The organism is Reyranella soli (assembly GCF_007992495.1).
GTDB classification, from domain to species: Bacteria; Pseudomonadota; Alphaproteobacteria; order Reyranellales; family Reyranellaceae; genus Reyranella; species Reyranella soli.
In genome coordinates, this window is record NZ_BKAJ01000071.1 from 1 (window position 1) to 18,071 (window position 18,071).

Below are 18,071 nucleotides of genomic sequence, written 5' to 3' on the forward strand. Positions count from 1 at the left end.
CCTCCCCCGTCATACGGGGGAGGATAAAGGAGGGGGCAAGCCACAGTCCGCGCTTAGGCCAGTTTCAGATCAGAATGATCGATACTTCGATAGATCACCCCTGGGGCTTTCCCCCTCCTGTATCCTCCCCCGTATGACGGGGGAGGAGATGAAGTGGTAGCCGGATGTCCCGCCTCCCCGCCGATCCCGAAGGCTTCATCCGCGCCAACACCGCCCTCGAGGCGCCCGCCATGGTGCCGGAGTTCAAGCTGTGGCTGGCCAGCGAATACGTGCCGATCTGGCAGGCCACCGAGGCGTGGCTGGAGGAGCAGAACATCGATCCGCCCTACTGGGCCTTCTGCTGGCCGGGCGGCCAGGCGATCGCGCGCTATCTTCTGGACAATCCTGACCAGGTGCGCGGCAAGCGCGTGATCGATTTTGCCGCCGGTTCCGGCGTCTCCTCGATGGCGGCGGCGCGCGCCGGTGCGGCGTCCGTGCTGGCGAACGACATCGACGCCCTGTCGCTGGTGGCGGCCCAGCTGAATGCCAAAGCCAATGTGCTGTCTTTCGAGGTCAGCACCGAAGACTGGCTGGCCGGACCCGATGGAGCCCCTGCTGCCGACGTGGTGATCGCAGGCGACGTCTGCTACGAGCGCGACATGTCGGCGCGTGCCTTGGCATGGCTGCGCAGCCACGCGCGCCTCGGTCGCCTGGTGTTGCTCGGCGATCCAGGCCGCAATTACTTCAGCGCCCAGGGCCTTCTGGAGCGCGCCCGCTATGAGATTCCGACCTCCCTTCAGCTCGAGAACCGCGGCATGCGGGAGACCGTCGTCTGGCAGGTGTTGCCTCACCTATAGGCAGGCCTAGCCAAGGCCGACACAATTCCTTAACTGTTCTTTCATAATCAATTCGAGTAACACCGCGTGGCCATGCCCAAGGCAACCATCAAGCCACAGGACTTCGCCACTCTTTATGAGGGCTTCACCGCACCGGTGTCGCGCTTCGATTGCGGCCGCAAGTGCGCGCCCCTCAATGGCGGGGAGCCGGTGTGCTGCTCGACCCAGAACGCCGTGCCGGTGGTCCACAAGGTCGAGTTCGACCTGCTGAAGACCCGCACCGACCTGTGGTCGAAGTTCAAGCCCTACGACTATGCCACCCGGCAGATCGTGGCCGAGCTGACCAGCGACTGCATGGCCATCCATTGCAAGGGCGCGCGCCATTGCGAGCGCGACAACCGCACCATCGCCTGCCGCGGCTTCCCCTTCTATCCCTACCTGACGCGGCAGAAGGAGTTCGTCGGCATCGGCACCTACTGGGTGTTCGAGGATCGCTGCTGGATGATGTCCAATCTCGAGATCGTCGACCGCGCCTTCGTCGAGCAGTTCGTCGCCACCTACGAGGCGCTGTTCATCAAGGACCACAGCGAGTTCACGACCTACGTCGACTTCTCCGCCTCGGCGCGCCGTGTCTATTCGCGCTGGAAGCGCGAAATCCCCCTGCTCGGCCGCCAGGGCGAGCTGCTGATCGTCGAGCCCTCGACCGGCAACATCCGGCCGGGCAAGAAGAAGGACTATCCCAAGATCGCGCCCTTCAACTCCGAAAAAGAGTATCGTGAGGCGGTGAAGGAAGCGGGCGGCGAGGTTCCGAAGGAAGGATTGCGCGCCGCCTGACCCCCCAGGGAGCAGCGGATCATGCGCCGAACTATTCTCGTCACGCTTCTGTCGTTGCTGGCGCTGCCGGCGTGGGCCCCAGCATGGGCCGAGGACATCGGCTCGGTCGGCTACCGCTTCAAGTGGCTCGGTCCCAACGACAAGATCGTCGTGGAAGCGTTCGACGATCCCGACATATCCGGTGTCACCTGCTACATCTCGCGCGCTCGCACCGGCGGTATCAAGGGCGCGCTGGGCCTGGCCGAGGATCCGCCCTATGCCTCGATCTCCTGCCACCAGGTGGCGCCGATCGACGCCGACAAGGTCGAGAAGGTCAAAAGCCCGCACGAGGTGTTCAGCGAGCGCGCCTCGCTGATCTTCAAGACCACCCAGGTCGTGCGCTTCTTCGACGCAAAGCGCCGCGCACTGGTCTATCTCACCTACACCGACCGCATCATCGAAGGCAGCCCGCAGAACTCGATCAGCGTCGTACCGATCGGCTTCCGGTAGATTCTTGCCGGACCGGGGGCCTCCAGGCCCGCTCATACTCTTCCGGACCGCGAGCCTTCGGCTCGCTCATGATTCATGAGCGGACCTGGAGGTCCGCGGTCCGGCAAGACCAATCAGTATTTAACCTTCGGCTGGAAGTCGCCACGGCCTTCCGGGGTGACGTCGAACATGTTCCACAGCGGGTCTACAAGGTCGTTGTGGCGATACTCCTGGCCGGGCTCGGCCGGCACGTACAGGAGCTCAGACGCCCAGAAGTGCCGGATCGTTCCGTCTTCTTCGCGCCGGAACACGTTCAGGATCGGCATGTCCCATTCTTCGCCGGGCTTGAACTCCTGCTGGTCGCGCATGGCCTCCGACAGAGCCGTCGAATCGCCGTAGTAGTCGCGGTCGTAGGTGTTGTCCGCCGTCGACAACAGCCGCAGATGCTGCCAGCCGCGCTGCTTGGCGAGATCCTGCAAACGCTTGAACGGTGACTTCGCCACAACGACGAGGTTGATGCGCTGGCAGATATGGAGCGCCGCGCCATCCAGCCCATCGAGGAAGTGCGTGCAGCCGGGACATGGTTCGGCGCGCTCCGGCCCGAACATGAAGCTGTAGACCGCGAGCGTCTCCTTGCCCGGCGCGAACAGCTCCGAGAGCTTGAGGCGTCCAGTCCTGCCGCTCGGCCGCTTGCCCTCGAAGACATAGTCCTCAGGGATCTCGCCGCCCTTCGGCAGGGCGCGGCGCTGCTGGGCAACACGCTCGATGTGCCGGCGCAGCTCCATTTCCTCCTGCAGCAAGGCGTTGCGCGCCTGACGGTAAGAGGTGCTTTCGTTGGGGAAGTGCAGGTGCTCTAGGCTCTGGTTCATTTCGCCGAAACGACCCACGGCCCCGTTCGGTTGCCTTGGGCGTGCCATAGCCACAGCCCAACACTGCATAGGCAATAGCCAGCCCGACGGTGCGGACTTCGACATAGGGGATATGCGCCACCACGCGCGACTTGATCAACACGTCGTACACGCCGCCGACGCCCAGGCTGCCATCGGAACAAGGCCTTCATCGATCCACCCGTCAACGATACAGGAAGGTTCCCAGCAGCACCCAGCGCGCCGCATCTTTCCCGCGCTTGGCGACCAGCGGCGTCGTGTAGTGCCAGAACGGCAGGCGATAGGCCGTCACCGTCGCCGGCTGCGCCACCGACACGATCTCACTGAAATGACCGGCCCGGCTGTAGACCAGCCATTGGTGGGCGACGCCCTGTGAGCACAGGCTGAGGTGCAAGTCGATGTAGCCCGAGCGCGCATCCTTGTTCTCGGGATGATGGTCGTTGTGCGGGCCGGCATAGTCGCCCGGGCCGTAGCGCAGCACCTGCAGGCCCCAGCCAGCAGCGAGGCGGCGGCCCACCAGTGCTTCGGCGAAGGCGCGGAAGGAGGCCGACCGCATCATGCGCGCAAGCCCGATGCGCTCTGCCGCTTTCACGCCGCGCTCGCGCCGGCTCTCGAAATAGATCGTGCGCGCGCGGCTGGTCTTGGGCAGCAGCTCGCCGTAGTCGTGGCGCATGGCGGAGATGCTTTCAGGCGGAATCGGCCGCTCCATGAGCTCGAGCTCGTCGACCAGCGACGCCTCAAGCGCCCGCCGCACGCGCTCGGCCTTGGAGCGGTCGATCAGGTCCGCTTTTGCCAGGAAGCGCGTCCGGGGATTGGCCAGCGCACCGCAAAGCGGGTGAGCGCCCGCCAGCACCCGCCGGCCCGTAGCGCTCAGCAGGTCCTCGAACTCCGTTGGAATGGCCGTCCGCGACATGATCCTCAACCGAGATTGCGGCAATCGCCTGTATCACACTGGATAGTTGTGTTGAACCTGTTTGATTCCCGCCGGCCCGGTCATTATGGATCGCCATGCCTTACGCCTCGCTTCGGGATTTCATTGCCCGGCTGGAACAAAGTGGCCGGCTGGTGCGCGTCAAGGCGCCGGTCTCGCCGCACCTGGAGATGACCGAGATCCAGACCCGCCTGCTGGCCGAGAAGGGCCCGGCGGTGCTGTTCGAGAACGTGGTGCGGGCCGACGGCACGCGCTCGGACATTCCGGTGCTGGTCAATCTGTTCGGCACTGTCGAGCGCGTCGCGTGGGGCATGGACCGCGAACCGCATGAGCTGCGCCAGGTCGGCGAGACGCTGGCCTTCCTGCGCCAGCCCGAGCCACCCGGCGGCTGGCGCGAGGCGCTCGACATGCTGCCCATGCTGCGCACCGTCATGGCGATGAAGCCGCGCACCATCAACAGCGCGCCCTGCCAGGAGATCGTGCTCAGCGGCGACGACATCGACCTTGGCCGCCTGCCCATCCAGACCTGCTGGCCGGGCGAGCCCGCGCCGCTCATCACCTGGCCGCTGGTCGTCACCCAGGGCCCCAACCCGAAAGGCGACAAGCAGGACAGCTTCAACCTCGGCATCTATCGCCTGCAGGTGACCGGGAAGAACACGACGTTGATGCGCTGGCTGAAGCATCGCGGCGGGGCGCAGCATCACCAACGCTGGAAAGGCGCCGGCAAGCGCGAGCCCCTGCCCGCCGCCGTCGTGATCGGCGCCGATCCCGGCACCATCCTCGCCGCCGTGACGCCGGTACCCGACACCCTGTCGGAGTACCAGTTCGCCGGCCTGCTGCGCGGCAAGAAGGTCGAACTGGTCGACTGCCGGACCGTGCCGTTGAAGGTGCCGGCCGAGGCCGAGATCGTGCTGGAAGGCCATGTCAGCCTCGACGACTACGGTGACGAAGGCCCCTTCGGCGATCACACCGGCTACTACAACAGCGTCGAGCGCTTTCCCGTGTTCACGCTGAGCGCCATCACCATGCGGCGCAATCCGATCTACCTCTCGACCTTCACCGGCCGGCCACCCGACGAGCCGAGCGTGCTGGGCGAGGCGCTGAACGAGGTGTTCATCCCCCTCTTCCAGCAGCAGTTCCCCGAGATCGTCGATTTCTGGCTGCCGCCCGAAGGCTGCTCCTACCGCATCGCCGTGGTGTCGATGAAGAAGGCCTACGCCGGCCACGCCAAGCGCGTGATGATGGGCGTGTGGAGCTATCTGCGGCAGTTCATGTACACCAAGTGGGTGGTCGTGGTGGACGCCGACATCGACGCGCGCAACTGGAAGGACGTGATGTGGGCGGTGAGCACGCGCATGGACCCGGCGCGCGACATCACCGTGATCGAGAACACGCCGATCGACTATCTCGACTTCGCCAGCCCGGTGTCGGGCCTGGGATCGAAGATCGGCCTCGACGCAACGACCAAGTTCCCCGGCGAGACCAACCGCGAATGGGGCCGCCAGATCCGCATGGATCAGGCCGTCATCGACAAGGTCGATGCGATGTGGAGCGAGCTCGGGTTGCCGGGCAGCGGGAAGAAGATCTGGCGCTGATCAGCGCCGCATTCCGGTCAGCACGTTCTCCGCGACGAGCTTTCGTCCGACCGCTGCGTCCGCTTCCGCGGCGCCTCGCGTCGCGCCGCTGATTGCCACCTTGTCGAGTCCGAGGGCTTGCACCTCCTTCAGGCGCTCGATGCAGCGTTCGGGTGGGCCAACAATGGCCATGCGGTCGACGAAGTCGTCGGTGAGCGTCGTCGCCTGGCGGGAGTCGCCTCTTGTATGCGCCTTCATGTCGTAGTTGCTGTGCAGCGCCTTGAGCACCTGCTGGTCACCGGCTGAGGTCGGCACCTCGGTCTTGCCGTGCATCACCGAGAAGCGCGCGAAGGTCGTGAGGCCGCCGCGCACCAGGCTGCGGGCGACATCCATGTCGGTGTGGCAGCCGAGATTGAGATAGGCGCCGAAGGTGATGCCGTCGGGATCGAGACCCGCCTCCTTGCGCGTCTTCTTCGCCAGCGCAATGCCCCACGTCAGGCGCTCGACGTCGGCGCCCAGCGCGAACATCACGCGGTCGGCCAGAAGGGCGGCGATGGCGATCACCTTGGGGCCGCTGGCCGCGACCTCGACCGGCACCTTGGCGCCGCCCGCGATCCAGGCGATGCGGCTCGACGGCGGCGCGTCGTGCAGGTGCAGTCCCGACATCGGCGGCGCCACGTCGGACGGGATATCGATGTCGTCGAAGGCGACGGCCTCGCCCTTGAGGTAGGTCTGGAGCTGGCGCAGATAGCGCTCGAACTGGGACAGTCGCGCCGGCGCGCGGCCAAGATGGGCCAGGGCCGAATCACCGCGGCCGATGCCCAGCACGGCGCGGCCGCCCGAGACGCGGTTGACGCTGGTGATGGCGGTCGCCGTCGCCGCGGCATGGCGCGTCACCGAGTTGGTGACGCCGGTGCCCAGCCCCAGCCCGGTCGTTGTCGTGGCAGCCAACGCCAGGGCGACATAGGGATCGCCCGACAGGTTCTGCGAATCGACGACCAGCATGCCGTCCCAGCCGGCGGCCTCGATTTCCTGCGCGGTGCGCGCGGCGCCGCGCGCCGAGGCCACGGTGGTCATCCACAATTGCACGTCATCCCTCCCCTGCGAGCTTGGTGCGTCCGTTGTGGGATGGACCGGCGGCGATGTAAACTCCCTTAACATGAGCTGGAAAAAGCGCGATCGCGAGGAGCGGGGCTATCACCATGGCAATCTGCGCGAAGCGCTGATCCAGGCCGCGCGCGAACTCATCAAGGAGAAAGGCCCGGCAGGCTTTACCTTCGCCGATGCCGCTCGCTCGGCGGGCGTCAGTGCGGCCGCCCCCTATCGCCATTTCCGCGATCGCGAGGCCCTGCTGGCCGACGTGGCGCGCGAGGGCTTCCAGCGCTTCGAGGCCATGCTGTCGACCGGCTGGGCAGGCGGCAAACCGGATGCACTCACCGCCTTCAACAATGTCGGCAAGGCCTATCTCGCCTTCGCCCGCGCCGAGCCCGCCTACTACGCCGCCATGTTCGAGTCAGGCCTGCCGCCCGATCTCAATGCAGATCTGCGCGCCGCCGCCGATCGCGCCTTTGGCGTGCTGCGCAGCGCCGCCGATGCCCTGGTGGCCCTGCTACCGGCCGGCAAGCGGCCGCCGGCCCTGATGATGAGCCTGCATGTCTGGGCGATGGCGCACGGCATAGCCTCGCTGTTCGGCCGCGGCGACGCCGGCCGCCGCACCCTGCCGATGACGGCCGAGGAGCTGCTGGAATCGCAAATGCTCATTTACCTACAGGGATTGGGTTTTCCCCAAAAAGTCTGACCGGCCCTTGACTCCGCGGGCCACGATGCCCAATGTAAATGTCGTTAACATTTACATCCGTTAACGCGCAAACGAGGGAGCCCCGCCATGACGGGCAGCTTGATGGAACGACTGGACGACATCCCGAAGCCCGCCTGGATCGCCCTTCTGGTCGTGAGCTTCATCCTCTTCTGGCCGATCGGCCTCGCCCTTCTCATCTACCTGAAATGGAGTGGACGCATGTTTTGCTCTCGCCGTTATGGCCACTGGTCCGGACCTGATGGCCGCGAAGCCCGTCGCGAAGCGCGCGAGGAATGGCGCGCCTGGAAGCGTCGTCATCGCTGGGGCGGCCCGAGCAGCGGCAACGTCGCCTTTGACGAGTACCGCGAGGAGACGCTGCGCAAGCTCGACGAGGAGCAGCGCGAGTTCCGCGACTTCCTCGACCGGCTGCGCGCCGCCAAGGACCGCGCCGAGTTCGACGACTTCATGAACGAGCGCCGCAACCGGCCGCCCGCCGCCGAACCGCCGGCTCCGACTCCCTCCGTTTAAACAGCCGGCTCTCCGCCCCTCCCGTCGCCCCCGACGGGAGGGGTTTTTCGTGGTCAATAGTCAAGCTTCATCGGCAGCCTGAGCTCGACCGACCGCTCAGCGAGATCGAGCAGCACGGCGAAGGCATAGCGGGCGTTCTGCTCGAGCGGCGCATTGTCGGCGAGCGCATCGCGCCCCCAGAGAGTGACGGTGTCGGCGTTCGCCTTCCAGGTCGCGGCATTGAGCTCCTCGAGCTGACGCCGCAAGGTCGCCGTCGAGCCCACGACCACGCGCCGGCCGTCGACATCCTCGCCCTCGAAGGTGAATTCGAACGGGTTGGGCAGCCACAGCTCGACGTTGTGCACGAGGTGGGAGTAGCGCGAGCGAAAGCCCGCGACGTTGCTGCGCATCAGGACGGGATCGTTGTCCCATTCCTCGGGCAGGGTGGCCGGCAGGCGCATCGCCGGGTGCTCGGCGTAGGCTGCCCACAGAACCAGCGATCCGAAGCCGTCCCATCCCGGGCGGCCCGTGTAGTAGGGCGCATCGAGGTCCTCGCTCCAGTCGAGCGGCTGGGCGATGCGGGTGTCGAGTGACTGGTTGAGCTCGACGCGCCAGGTGAGGATCGCCTGGAGGATTTCCTGGATATCCGGCTCCGGGTCGCCGGAGCCGACACGGCGCCCGATGCGGAACTGCGTGCCGCGCTCGCGAGCCGTTCTCTCCGAAACATTTTCCCACTCACCGGCATAGTAGCGCGTGAGCGACCCGACATAGACGTCGAGGGCCATGAACGAGGGGTCCTTTTTGCTTGTCCGGGCGGTGATCCGCCTCTGCCACTTCCAGTTGTTCTAGGCGGAATTTGAACCCGCGCAAACCACCGAAAGCAAATACCTGACTGACAGCGCGCGCATCGACATTTCCGTTGCGCAGGACAGCGTTGCAGGCCCCTCAGGGAACACTATCCACAATAGAATTCCACACAGGATATTCTATGGGAAGCTTAATGACGCCTATTGCGGCTCGATGTTGAGGCTCTTCACCAGCTCGATCCAGACCGGTCCCTGCTCCGCCAGGACCTTCTCGAAGAAGACATGGTCCTGGGCCGCCGTGTCGATGCCGAAGGTGTCGAGGATCTTCTGGATGCGCTCGCTCTTGCCCGCCTCGACCATCATGTCGGAAAGCTTGATCACGATGTCCTTGGGCATCGCGGCCGGCCCGACCAGGCAGATGAAGCCCTGCACCTGGAAGGCCTTGTCGTTGATCCCCTGCTCCAGGAACGTGGCGACATCGGGCAGCTTGCGCATGCGTGTGTTGGTCGGGACGGCGATCGCCCGGCCGTTGCCGCTTTGCAGCACGCCCGCCGCCGCGGCGTAGCTGCCGCTGCCGCCCTGCACCGCACCGGAGCCGACGTCGATCCACATCGGCGCCTCGCCGCGATAGTGGACGGCTTCCATCTTGAGCTCGAGCGAGCGGTTCAGCGCCTCGACGGCGCAATGGCTGTAGGAGCCCGCGCCGTAGGTGCCCAAGCTGACCTTGTTGTTGCGGGCGTACGCGGCGAACTCCTTGATGTTGTTGGCCGGCACGTTCTTGTTGACGATGGTCGGCAGGTGGCCCGCGTCCATCCATGAGATCGGCACGAAATCCTTGTCGGGGTCGTAGGGCAGCTTCTTGAACAGCACCTTGTTCATGATCATCGTGGTCGAGATCGTCCACATCAGCGTGTGGCCGTCGGGGGGCGCGCTCTTGACCTGCTCGGCGGCGATGGCGCCCGAGGCGCCCGCCTTGTTCTCCACCGTGACCGGCTGGCCGGTCTTCTGCGAAATCGCCTCGCCGTAGGCGCGCGCGAACGTGTCGGTGAGGCCACCAGCCGGGTAGCCGCAGATGATCCTGATGGGCTTGCTTGGCCAGGCCTGGGCGATGGCCGGGGCCGGAAGAGCGGCCAACGCAGCGGCGGCGGAACCATAGCGCAGCAACTCGCGACGCGACGCACGCACGATCATGAACATCCTCCCTGCGGCGCGTCTTTTGATTGACGACGGTCTTGACCGTTCTTGCTCGCGCCAAGCGTTTAGCATGGCTGCTAATTCAGGGACCGTAAAGGCGGTCCGCCGGCGAATATATGGCGACTTCGTTCCTTGGAGCGCGGACCTCCAGGTCCGCTCATGCTCTTCTGGACCGCGAGCTTCCAGCTCGCTCATGATTCATGAGCGCGCTGGGTCGCGTCAGACGCGACCAAGCGCGCGGTCCGGAAGACGAAGACCCATGAGCGGACCTGGTGGTCCGAGCTCCAATGAGTCCGGGTTATTGCGGCTCGATGTTCAAGCTCTTGACGACCTCGATCAGGACCGGCCCTTCCTCGTCGAGGATCTTCTTGAAGAAGACGCGGTCGCGGGCCGCCTCGTCGATGCCGAAGGTGTCGATGATCTTCTGGATGCGCTCGGTCTTGCCGCCTTCGACCATGAGATCGGACAGTTTCTGCACGATCTCCTCGGGCGTGCCCGCGGGCGCACAGCAGCCGACCCAGCCGCGCACCTGGAAGGCCTTCTCGGTGAGGCCCTGCTCGTAGAAGGTCGGCACGTCCGGGAGCTTCTTCATGCGCTCCATGGTGGGCACGGCGATCGGCCGGCCGGCCCCCGACTGCAGCACGGCGCTCGCCGAGGCGTAGCTGCCGCTGGCGCCCTGGACCGCGCCGGACGCCACGTCCTGCCACATCAGCGCCTCGCCCCGGTAGTGGACCGCTTCCATCTTGAGCCCGTAGTGGCGGTTGAGCTGCTCGGCCACGACGTGGGCGTAGGAGCCGGTGCCGTAGGTCGCGAGCGATACCTTGCGATCGCGCGCCCAGGCGGCGAACTCGGGAATGGTCTTGGCCGGCACGTCCTTGTTGATGATGGTCGGCAGGTGGCCGGTGTTGAACCAGGCGACCAGGGCGAAGTCCTTGTCGGGATCGTATGGCAGTTTCTTGAACAGCACCTTGTTCTGAACCATCGTCGTGGAGTTGGTGAACATCAGCGTGTAGCCGTCGGCCGGCGCGCTCTTCACCATCTCCGCGCCGATCGCGCCGGCGGCACCCGTCTTGTTCTCAACCACGACCGGCTGGCCGACTTTCTGGCCGACATATTCGCCGTAGGCGCGGGCGAAGACGTCGGTCAGCCCGCCAGCCGGATAGGTGACGATGATCTTGATCGGCTTGTTGGGCCAAGCCTGCGCAATGACTGGCGCCGGGAATGCCGCCAGCGCCGCTGTCGAACCGTAGCGCAACACGTCGCGCCGCGTCGGGCGAACAATCATCTCTGCCTCCCGGACGCGCCCGCCGTGACAGTCTTCTACGCCGTCTTGGTCGCGCCCGATTTCAGCATGGCGTCGATTTCGGCGGCGGTAAAGCCGGCCTCGCGCAGGATCTCGACGCTGTGCTCGCCGAGCCGCGGCTGTAGGCGAGTCACCTCGGGCTTGGTCTTGCTGAAGCGCGGCGGGATGTCGGGCATGCGCAGCTTGCCCTCGGTCGGATGATCGACTTCCTTCCAGAAGCCGGTCGCCTGAAGCTGCGGATCGACGAACAGGTCGTCGAGCGTGTTGACCGGTCCGTGCGGCACGTTCGAGGTCTTGAGCAGTTCGACCCATTCGGCGTTGGTGCGCGTGGCGCAGATCTCGGCCAGGGTCGCGTAATAGTGCTCGACGTTTTTCAGGCGATTGGCGAGCGAGGTGAAGCGCGCATCCGCCGCGAGATCGGGCCGGCCGACCAGGCCGCAGAACTCCTTCCAGTGCCCGTCGGTATAGGGCAGCAGGGCGAAGAAGCCGTCCTTCGAGGGATAGGGCCGCCGCTCCTTGTTGAGCACGCGCTTGTAGCCGGCCGTCTCGAGCGCCGGCCGAAAGGTCTCGCCGTAGAGATGCTCGACCATCACGAACGAGACCAGCGTTTCGTACATCGGCACTTCGACCGCCTGGCCCTTGCCCGTGCGCTCGCGCGCGAACAGGGCGGCCAGCAGGGCGGAGACCACGCCGTTGGAGCTGGTCTTGTCGGCGACGATGGTCGGCAGAAAGCGGGGCTGGCCCGCCACGACGCTCTGCAGCGCGGCCAGCCCCGAGCCTGCCTGGATGATGTCGTCGTACGCCGCCTTCGGCCCCATCGGGCCGGCCGAGCGGTAGCCGTAGGTCGCGAGGTAGACCAGGCGCGGATTGATCTTCTCGAAGGCCTCGTATTCCACGCCCAGGCGCTTGGCCGGCTCGGGCCGATAGTTGTGCATCAGCACGTCGGCGGTCTCGGCCAGCTTGAACAGCGCATTGCGGCCGGCGTCCTGCTTGAGGTCGAGCACGATCGAGCGCTTGGAGCGATTGCAGCCAAGATAGAACGCCGCCATGCCGGGATTGCGCGCCGGCCCGAGCTGGCGCGTGGTGTCGCCCTCGGGCGGCTCGATTTTCACCACATCGGCGCCGAGATCGCCCAATTGCTGCGCCGCCCACGGTCCCAGCACGACGGTCGTGCAATCGAGAATCCGAACGCCGGCCAATGGACCCGCCATGTACGCTTCCTCTTCTTCCAGTGTTTCCATCCGACTAGCACACCCACCCCCGGGCCGGCCACAGATCGGTCACCGGCTGCAGAATGGATGCCGTCGCGAACTTCCACGTACCCCTTTGCATCGGGAGACGCGCAACGTCACCCCCGACCAAACAGGAGGCTGTAATGCGTGGAGTAGCGATGAAGACCATCCTGGCCGCGGCGATCGCGGGCTCCAGCTTGCTCGTTGCCGCCCAGGCCAGCGCCCATGACTACGACAAGTGGGATCGCTGGGAGCACAAGCATCATTGGAAGCATTCGCGCGACTGGGACCGGCCATCGCGTGTGATCGTCGAACGCGAACGCCCGGTCTACATCGCCCCCGCCCGTCCGGTGGTGCTGGCGCCGGTGGCTCCGCTGGTCCCGGCCTACGGTTACGGCGGTGGTGGCGGCTACCACCAGGATCCCAGCGTGAACTTCAACTTCAGCTTCCCGATGCGCTAGCACTCACCCGCGCACCGGCCCTGCCTCCCCCTTTGCAGCCCCCGCGAGGGGGGAGGTTTCGGGCCAGTTGACTCCTGCCGTTTGCGCCCTATTGTGGCGCCCATGCTGCGACTGACGACGCTTCGACTTATTGGCTGATCCGCCGCTCCGGGCCTCCCGGGGCCCTGCGGATCGCTTGTCGTTCGTCTCATACAATCCACCAGTCGCCGCCACCCTCTCCGTATCTATCGCAGTGTTCGCCCCAAAAGGGGTTGCCCAGTAGCCGTTTGGCCGTGCGCGGCGCGAGGAGTCTATCGATGTCACCCCAGAAACCCATGATGCCGACCGCGGGCGAGAAGTACGTACCCTTCAAGCCTATCGACCTGCCCAACCGACAATGGCCGTCCAAGGTCATCACCAAGGCGCCGATCTGGTGCGCGGTGGACCTCCGGGACGGCAACCAGGCGCTGATCGAGCCGATGGATTCCGATCGCAAGACGCGGATGTTCAAGCTGCTCTGCCAGATGGGCTTCAAGGAGATCGAGGTCGGCTTTCCGGCGGCGTCGGAGACCGATTTCGACTTCGTGCGCGAGTTGATCGAGCAGAAGATGATCCCGGACGACGTCACCATCCAGGTGCTGACGCAGAGCCGTCCCGAGCTGATCGAGCGCACCTTCGAGGCCTGCCGCGGCGCCAAGCGCGTCATCGTCCATCTCTACAACTCGACCTCGACGCTGCAGCGCCGCGTCGTGTTCGGCATGGACTATAGCGGCATCATCGACATCGCCGTGTCGGGCGCCAAGCTGGTCAAGAAGCTCGCCGATGCCGATCCCAAGACCGAATGGGTCTACGAGTATTCGCCCGAGAGCTTCACCGGCACCGAGCTCGAGTTCGCGCGCGACATCTGCGCCGCGGTCTGCGACGTCTACCAGCCGACACCGCAGCACAAGGTGATCATCAACCTGCCGGCGACGGTCGAGATGGCCTCGGCCAACATCTACGCCGACCAGATCGAATGGTGCCATCGCAACTTCAAGTACCGCGATGCCATGATCCTGAGCCTGCATCCGCACAACGACCGCGGCACCGGCGTGGCGGCGGCCGAGCTCGGCTACATGGCCGGCGCCGACCGCATCGAAGGCTGCCTGTTCGGCAACGGCGAGCGCACCGGCAATGTCGACCTGGTGACCCTGGGCCTCAACATGTTCACCCAGGGTGTCGATCCGGAGGTCGACTTCTCCAACATCAACGAGATCCGCCAGACGGTCGAGTACTGCAACCAGCTGCCGGTCCATCCACGCCATCCCTATGGCGGCGACCTGGTGTTCACGGCCTTCTCGGGCTCGCACCAGGACGCCATCAACAAGGGCTTCAAGGCGCTCGAGGCCTCGAACAGCAAGGTCTGGGAGGTGCCCTACCTGCCGATCGACCCGGCCGATCTCGGCCGCAGCTACGAGGCGATCATCCGCATCAACAGCCAGTCGGGCAAAGGCGGCATCGCCTACATCCTGAAGACCGACTACGGCATCGACATGCCGCGTCTTCTCCAGGTCGAGTTCTCCAAGGTGATCCAGCAGATCGCCGACGAGACCGGCAAGGAGATCCAGCCGGCGCTGATCTGGGACACCTTCCGCAAGGAGTACCTCGAGAACCGCACACCGGTCGACTTCGTCAGCCACACCACGGTGCCCGAGCCCGGCCATCCCGACGTGCGTCTTCTCGATGCCCAGGTGAAGTTCAACGGCAAGGACCAGAAGATCAGCGGCCGCGGCAACGGCCCGATCGCGGGCTATGTCGATGCCCTGGGCAAGAACTGCGGCGTTGGCATCCGGGTGCGCGACTATCACCAGCACGCCACCGGCGCCGGCTCCGACGCCCAGGCGGTCAGCTTCATCGAAGCTGAAACGAGCGACGGCCGCGTGCTCTGGGGCGTCGGCATGGACTCAAACATTGTTACCGCTTCGTTGAAAGCGGTGACGTCGGCGGCCAATCGGTCGGTTGTCGCCAAATAGGGATTCCGTCCAACAGCGACGCGCTCTACCATCAGAGCGGGCGGGAACTTCCCGCCCGCTCTTTGTCTATCTGGAGGTTCGCATGCATCGTTTCGCTCCCGCCGTCTATGTACTTACCGGCATAATCATCGGCGGCTTGGCAGTGGCCTGCACCGCGGGGGCCAATCAGCCCAACATGCAGGCGGCCTTGAGCTCGCTGCAGGCGGCGAAGGCCGAGCTGATCCAGGCGCGGCCCAACAAGGGCGGCCATCGCGAGCGCGCCATCAACTTCGTCAACGCTGCGATCTCCGAAACCGAGAACGGCATCGCCTACGCCGGCAACTGACACGCCACCGAGAGGACCACTCCATGCTTCGCTCTTTTTCCAAGTCGCCGATCGCAATCCTGGTCACCGGCATCACCATCGGCACGATCGCCGGCGCCTGCATCGCCATGGCGGCCCAGCCCAACATGCAGGAAGCGTTGGGCCAGTTGCAGGCGGCGCGCGCCAGCCTGGTCAAGGCCGAGGCCAACAAGGGCGGCCATCGCGACCGTGCGATCGGCTTCGTCGATTCCGCGATCGCCGAAACCAGGGCGGGCATCGCCTACGCCCGGTGAGGTCGGTTGATCTCGACGAAACGGCTGTTTAGCGCGTAGAAGGGCGGTCATGGCCAAAGCGAAAAAGACCGCCCCCCGCAAGAAGCGCCCGGCGAGCAAGCCTGCTGCGAGTGCGCCGGACGCCAACCTGCTCGCCGACCTGATGAAATGGGCGAAGGCCGCCGGCGCCGACTCGGCCGACGCGCTCTACGTCAACGGCGAGTCCATTTCCGTCGCCCAGCGCATGGGCAAACGCGAGAAGCTCGAGAGCAGCGAAGGCCGCGATCTCGGCCTGCGCGTGTTCGTGGGCCAGCGCCAGGCCTTTGTCTCCTCAACCGACTTCGCGCCGGCCGCCCTGCGCACGCTGGCCAGCCGCGCCGTCGACATGGCGCGCGCCGTACCTGAGGACCCGGTGTGCGGCATCGCGCCGGAGGAACTGCTGGCCAAGGGCTGGCCCGATCTCGATCTCCACGACAGGAAGCGGCCGTCGGCCAAGGCGCTGCTGGCCATGGCGGCGGAGGCCGAGGATGCCGCGCGCGCCGTCAAGGGCGTGACCAACTCGGAAGGCGCCGAGGCAAGCTGGGGCCGCACCGCGGTGATGCTGGCGGCCAGCAACGGCTTCTCGGGCGGCTATCGCCGCAGCGGCTACTCGCTGTCCTGCGCCGTGCTGGGCGGCGAGGGCACGGGCATGGAGCGCGACTATGAATGGTCGAGCGCCGTGCATCTCGAAGACCTCATGGCGCCCGGCACGGTCGGCCGCAACGCCGGCAAGTTCGTCGTGCGCCGGCTCAATCCGCGCAAGGCCAAGAGCGCGCGCGTGCCGGTGATCTACGACCGGCGCATCTCGGGCGGGCTGATCGGCCATCTCGCGGGCGCCATCAACGGCCGTGCCGTGGCGCGCGGCACGTCGTTCCTCAAGGACAAGATGGGCGAGAAGATCTTCGCCGACGGCATCCGCATCCTCGACAACCCGCATCGCAAGCGCGGGCTGGGCAGCCGCCCGTTCGACGCCGAGGGCCTGCCGACCAAGCGCTATGCCGTGATCGACGACGGCCGGCTCACGACCTGGCTGCTCGACCTCGCCGCCGCTCGCCAGCTCAACCTAAAGCCGACGGGCCATGCCGCGCGCGGCACCTCGGGCCCGCCCTCGCCGACGACGTCGAACTTCTATCTCGAGAAGGGCAAGCTCTCGTTCGACGCACTTCTGGGCGACATCAAAAGCGGCCTCTACATCACCGACCTGATCGGCTTCGGCGTCAACGGCGTCACCGGCGACTACAGCCGCGGTGCCTCGGGCTTCTGGATCGAGAACGGCAAGCTCGCCTGGCCGGTGAGCGGCATCACTGTGGCCGGGAACCTGAAGGACATGTTCTTGAACATGACCCCGGCCAACGACCTGCAGTTCAAGAGCTCGACCAATGCGCCGACGGTGCGAATCGAGGGCATGACCATCGCCGGGTCATGATATTGTAGGGGCATGAACCCCCTCCTCAAGACAACGATCCTCGCCGCAACGACGGCATTCCTAGCCGGCACAGGAACAGGGCCGGCACTGGCGCAAGGTGATTTCCTCGACTGCCTGCAGACCATCAAGTCCGAGGCGACACGCCAGGGCGTGTCGGCAGCCATCGCCGACGGCGCCTTCCGCAACCTGACGCCCGACCAGAAGGTGGTCGATCTCGATGGCAAGCAGCCGGAATTCTCGCTGACCTACTCCAAGTATGTCGGCAGCGCGGTGTCGAACGATCGCATCGTCAAGGGCCAGCAGCGCATGGCCCAGCACCGCGCATTGCTCGACCAGCTCCAGGCCGAGTACGGCGTGCCGCCGCAATACATCATGGCCTTCTGGGGCGTCGAGACCAACTACGGCGGCTTCATGGGCGATTTCCAGGTCGTGCGCTCGGTGGCGACCCTGGCCTGCATGACCAAGCGCCGCGACTTCTTCAGCAACGAGACGGTGCAAGCGCTGCGCATCCTCGCCATGAACCACATGACGCGCGAGCAGATGCGCGGCTCGTGGGCCGGCGCCATGGGCAACATGCAGTTCATGCCCTCGACCTTCATGAAGTGGGGCGTCGACCGCACCGGTGACGGCCGCATCGATCTCTGGAACAGCCTGCCCGACGCCTTCGCCTCGGCCGCGAATTTCCTGCGCGGCATCGGGTGGAAGCCGCCGCTGCCGGCGGCAGAAGAGGTCTTCCTGCCGCAGAACTTCCCGCTCGAGCAGGCCGACACCACCATCGAGAAGCCGGTGCGCACCTGGGCGCAGATGGGCGTGCGCAAGGCGGGCAACGCGGCGCTGCCCAACTCCGACGAGCCCTCGTCGATCATCCTGCCGGCCGGCTATCGCGGCCCCGCCTTCATCCTCTATCCCAACTTCAAGGCGGTGATGAACTGGAACCGCTCGACGCTCTATGCGCTGTCGGTCGCCATTCTGGCGCAGCAGATCGCGGGCGGCCCGCCGGTCGCGCAGGGCGCGCCGGCCGACGACGAGCCACTCTCGCGCAACACCATCATCGACATGCAGAACCGCCTGGCCCGCCTCACGCTCTACACCGACGAGGTCGACGGCCTTTTGGGGCCCAAGACGCGCTCGGCAGTGCGGCTCTACCAGAAGCAGATCGGCATGCCCGCCGACGGCCATCCGACGCCGGAGTTCGTGCGCCGGCTGCAACAGGCGCGCTAGTCGCGCCG

The 18,071-nt window shown here is 65.9% G+C and carries 19 protein-coding genes; 12 read left to right on the forward strand and 7 right to left on the reverse strand.

Annotation, left to right across the window (positions count from 1 at the left end):
* The first annotated feature begins 164 nt into the window (after nucleotides 1-164).
* The 3 genes from RSO01_RS19830 (at nucleotide 165) to RSO01_RS19840 (ending at nucleotide 2,138) form a co-directional block, all read left to right on the forward strand.
* Nucleotides 165-836: a class I SAM-dependent methyltransferase gene (locus RSO01_RS19830; protein ID WP_147151093.1), complete on the forward strand. Its 672-nt coding sequence runs from the start codon at nucleotides 165-167 to the stop codon at nucleotides 834-836.
* Between the two features lie 72 nt (nucleotides 837-908).
* A complete protein-coding gene (locus RSO01_RS19835) occupies nucleotides 909-1,649 on the forward strand; it encodes a hypothetical protein (protein WP_147151095.1) in 741 nt (246 codons plus the stop codon).
* Nucleotides 1,650-1,670: 21 nt separating this feature from the next.
* Nucleotides 1,671-2,138, forward strand: a complete 468-nt coding sequence (locus tag RSO01_RS19840) for a CreA family protein (RefSeq protein ID WP_147151097.1) — start codon at nucleotides 1,671-1,673, stop codon at nucleotides 2,136-2,138.
* A gap of 113 nt (nucleotides 2,139-2,251) precedes the next feature.
* On the opposite strand, the gene RSO01_RS19845 is transcribed toward RSO01_RS19840, so the two are convergent.
* Both RSO01_RS19845 and RSO01_RS19850 read right to left on the reverse strand, forming a co-directional pair.
* A complete protein-coding gene (locus RSO01_RS19845) occupies nucleotides 2,252-2,986 on the reverse strand; it encodes a DUF899 family protein (protein ID WP_147151099.1) in 735 nt (244 codons plus the stop codon).
* A 202-nt stretch (nucleotides 2,987-3,188) separates the two neighbouring features.
* Complete coding sequence (locus RSO01_RS19850) at nucleotides 3,189-3,917, reverse strand: hypothetical protein (protein ID WP_147151101.1); 729 nt, start codon at nucleotides 3,915-3,917, stop codon at nucleotides 3,189-3,191.
* Nucleotides 3,918-4,012: 95 nt separating this feature from the next.
* Between RSO01_RS19850 and RSO01_RS19855 the strand changes: the two genes are divergently transcribed.
* A complete protein-coding gene (locus tag RSO01_RS19855; protein ID WP_147151103.1) occupies nucleotides 4,013-5,530 on the forward strand; it encodes a UbiD family decarboxylase in 1,518 nt (505 codons plus the stop codon).
* Here the strand turns inward: RSO01_RS19855 and RSO01_RS19860 are convergent, their stop codons facing one another.
* The gene (locus tag RSO01_RS19860; RefSeq protein ID WP_170303205.1) at nucleotides 5,531-6,598 is read right to left on the reverse strand and encodes an LLM class flavin-dependent oxidoreductase; all 1,068 of its coding nucleotides are present in this window, start codon (nucleotides 6,596-6,598) and stop codon (nucleotides 5,531-5,533) included. It lies immediately after the preceding gene.
* Between the two features lie 70 nt (nucleotides 6,599-6,668).
* On the opposite strand from RSO01_RS19860, the gene RSO01_RS19865 reads away from it, so the two are divergent.
* On the forward strand, nucleotides 6,669-7,307 hold the full coding sequence (locus RSO01_RS19865) for a TetR/AcrR family transcriptional regulator (protein ID WP_147151107.1): 639 nt from the start codon (nucleotides 6,669-6,671) through the stop codon (nucleotides 7,305-7,307).
* An 87-nt stretch (nucleotides 7,308-7,394) separates the two neighbouring features.
* Nucleotides 7,395-7,835, forward strand: a complete 441-nt coding sequence (locus RSO01_RS19870; protein WP_147151109.1) for a DUF2852 domain-containing protein — start codon at nucleotides 7,395-7,397, stop codon at nucleotides 7,833-7,835.
* A 53-nt stretch (nucleotides 7,836-7,888) separates the two neighbouring features.
* Here RSO01_RS19870 and RSO01_RS19875 read toward each other — a convergent pair whose 3' ends face one another.
* The 4 genes from RSO01_RS19875 to RSO01_RS19890 form a co-directional block, all read right to left on the reverse strand.
* Complete coding sequence (locus RSO01_RS19875; RefSeq protein WP_147151111.1) at nucleotides 7,889-8,599, reverse strand: hypothetical protein; 711 nt, start codon at nucleotides 8,597-8,599, stop codon at nucleotides 7,889-7,891.
* Nucleotides 8,600-8,821: 222 nt separating this feature from the next.
* Complete coding sequence (locus RSO01_RS19880) at nucleotides 8,822-9,811, reverse strand: Bug family tripartite tricarboxylate transporter substrate binding protein (protein WP_147151113.1); 990 nt, start codon at nucleotides 9,809-9,811, stop codon at nucleotides 8,822-8,824.
* Nucleotides 9,812-10,112: 301 nt separating this feature from the next.
* Nucleotides 10,113-11,099 (reverse strand): Bug family tripartite tricarboxylate transporter substrate binding protein, encoded by a 987-nt coding sequence (locus RSO01_RS19885; RefSeq protein WP_147151115.1) that lies wholly within the window; start codon nucleotides 11,097-11,099, stop codon nucleotides 10,113-10,115.
* Between the two features lie 35 nt (nucleotides 11,100-11,134).
* Nucleotides 11,135-12,328: a CaiB/BaiF CoA transferase family protein gene (locus tag RSO01_RS19890; protein WP_147151116.1), complete on the reverse strand. Its 1,194-nt coding sequence runs from the start codon at nucleotides 12,326-12,328 to the stop codon at nucleotides 11,135-11,137.
* Nucleotides 12,329-12,492: 164 nt separating this feature from the next.
* On the opposite strand from RSO01_RS19890, the gene RSO01_RS19895 reads away from it, so the two are divergent.
* From RSO01_RS19895 to RSO01_RS19920, 6 genes are all read left to right on the forward strand, one after another.
* The gene (locus RSO01_RS19895; RefSeq protein ID WP_147151118.1) at nucleotides 12,493-12,810 is read left to right on the forward strand and encodes a hypothetical protein; all 318 of its coding nucleotides are present in this window, start codon (nucleotides 12,493-12,495) and stop codon (nucleotides 12,808-12,810) included.
* A 296-nt stretch (nucleotides 12,811-13,106) separates the two neighbouring features.
* Nucleotides 13,107-14,801, forward strand: a complete 1,695-nt coding sequence (gene leuA / locus RSO01_RS19900; protein WP_147151120.1) for a 2-isopropylmalate synthase — start codon at nucleotides 13,107-13,109, stop codon at nucleotides 14,799-14,801.
* A gap of 82 nt (nucleotides 14,802-14,883) precedes the next feature.
* On the forward strand, nucleotides 14,884-15,126 hold the full coding sequence (locus tag RSO01_RS19905; protein ID WP_147151122.1) for a hypothetical protein: 243 nt from the start codon (nucleotides 14,884-14,886) through the stop codon (nucleotides 15,124-15,126).
* A 23-nt stretch (nucleotides 15,127-15,149) separates the two neighbouring features.
* Complete coding sequence (locus tag RSO01_RS19910; protein ID WP_147151124.1) at nucleotides 15,150-15,398, forward strand: hypothetical protein; 249 nt, start codon at nucleotides 15,150-15,152, stop codon at nucleotides 15,396-15,398.
* Between the two features lie 49 nt (nucleotides 15,399-15,447).
* On the forward strand, nucleotides 15,448-16,842 hold the full coding sequence (locus RSO01_RS19915) for a TldD/PmbA family protein (protein WP_147151126.1): 1,395 nt from the start codon (nucleotides 15,448-15,450) through the stop codon (nucleotides 16,840-16,842).
* 12 nt (nucleotides 16,843-16,854) lie between these two features.
* Nucleotides 16,855-18,063 carry a lytic murein transglycosylase gene (locus tag RSO01_RS19920; protein ID WP_147151127.1) on the forward strand — a complete coding sequence of 403 codons (1,209 nt, stop codon included), beginning with the start codon at nucleotides 16,855-16,857 and terminating at the stop codon, nucleotides 18,061-18,063.
* The last annotated feature ends 8 nt before the right edge of the window (nucleotides 18,064-18,071 follow it).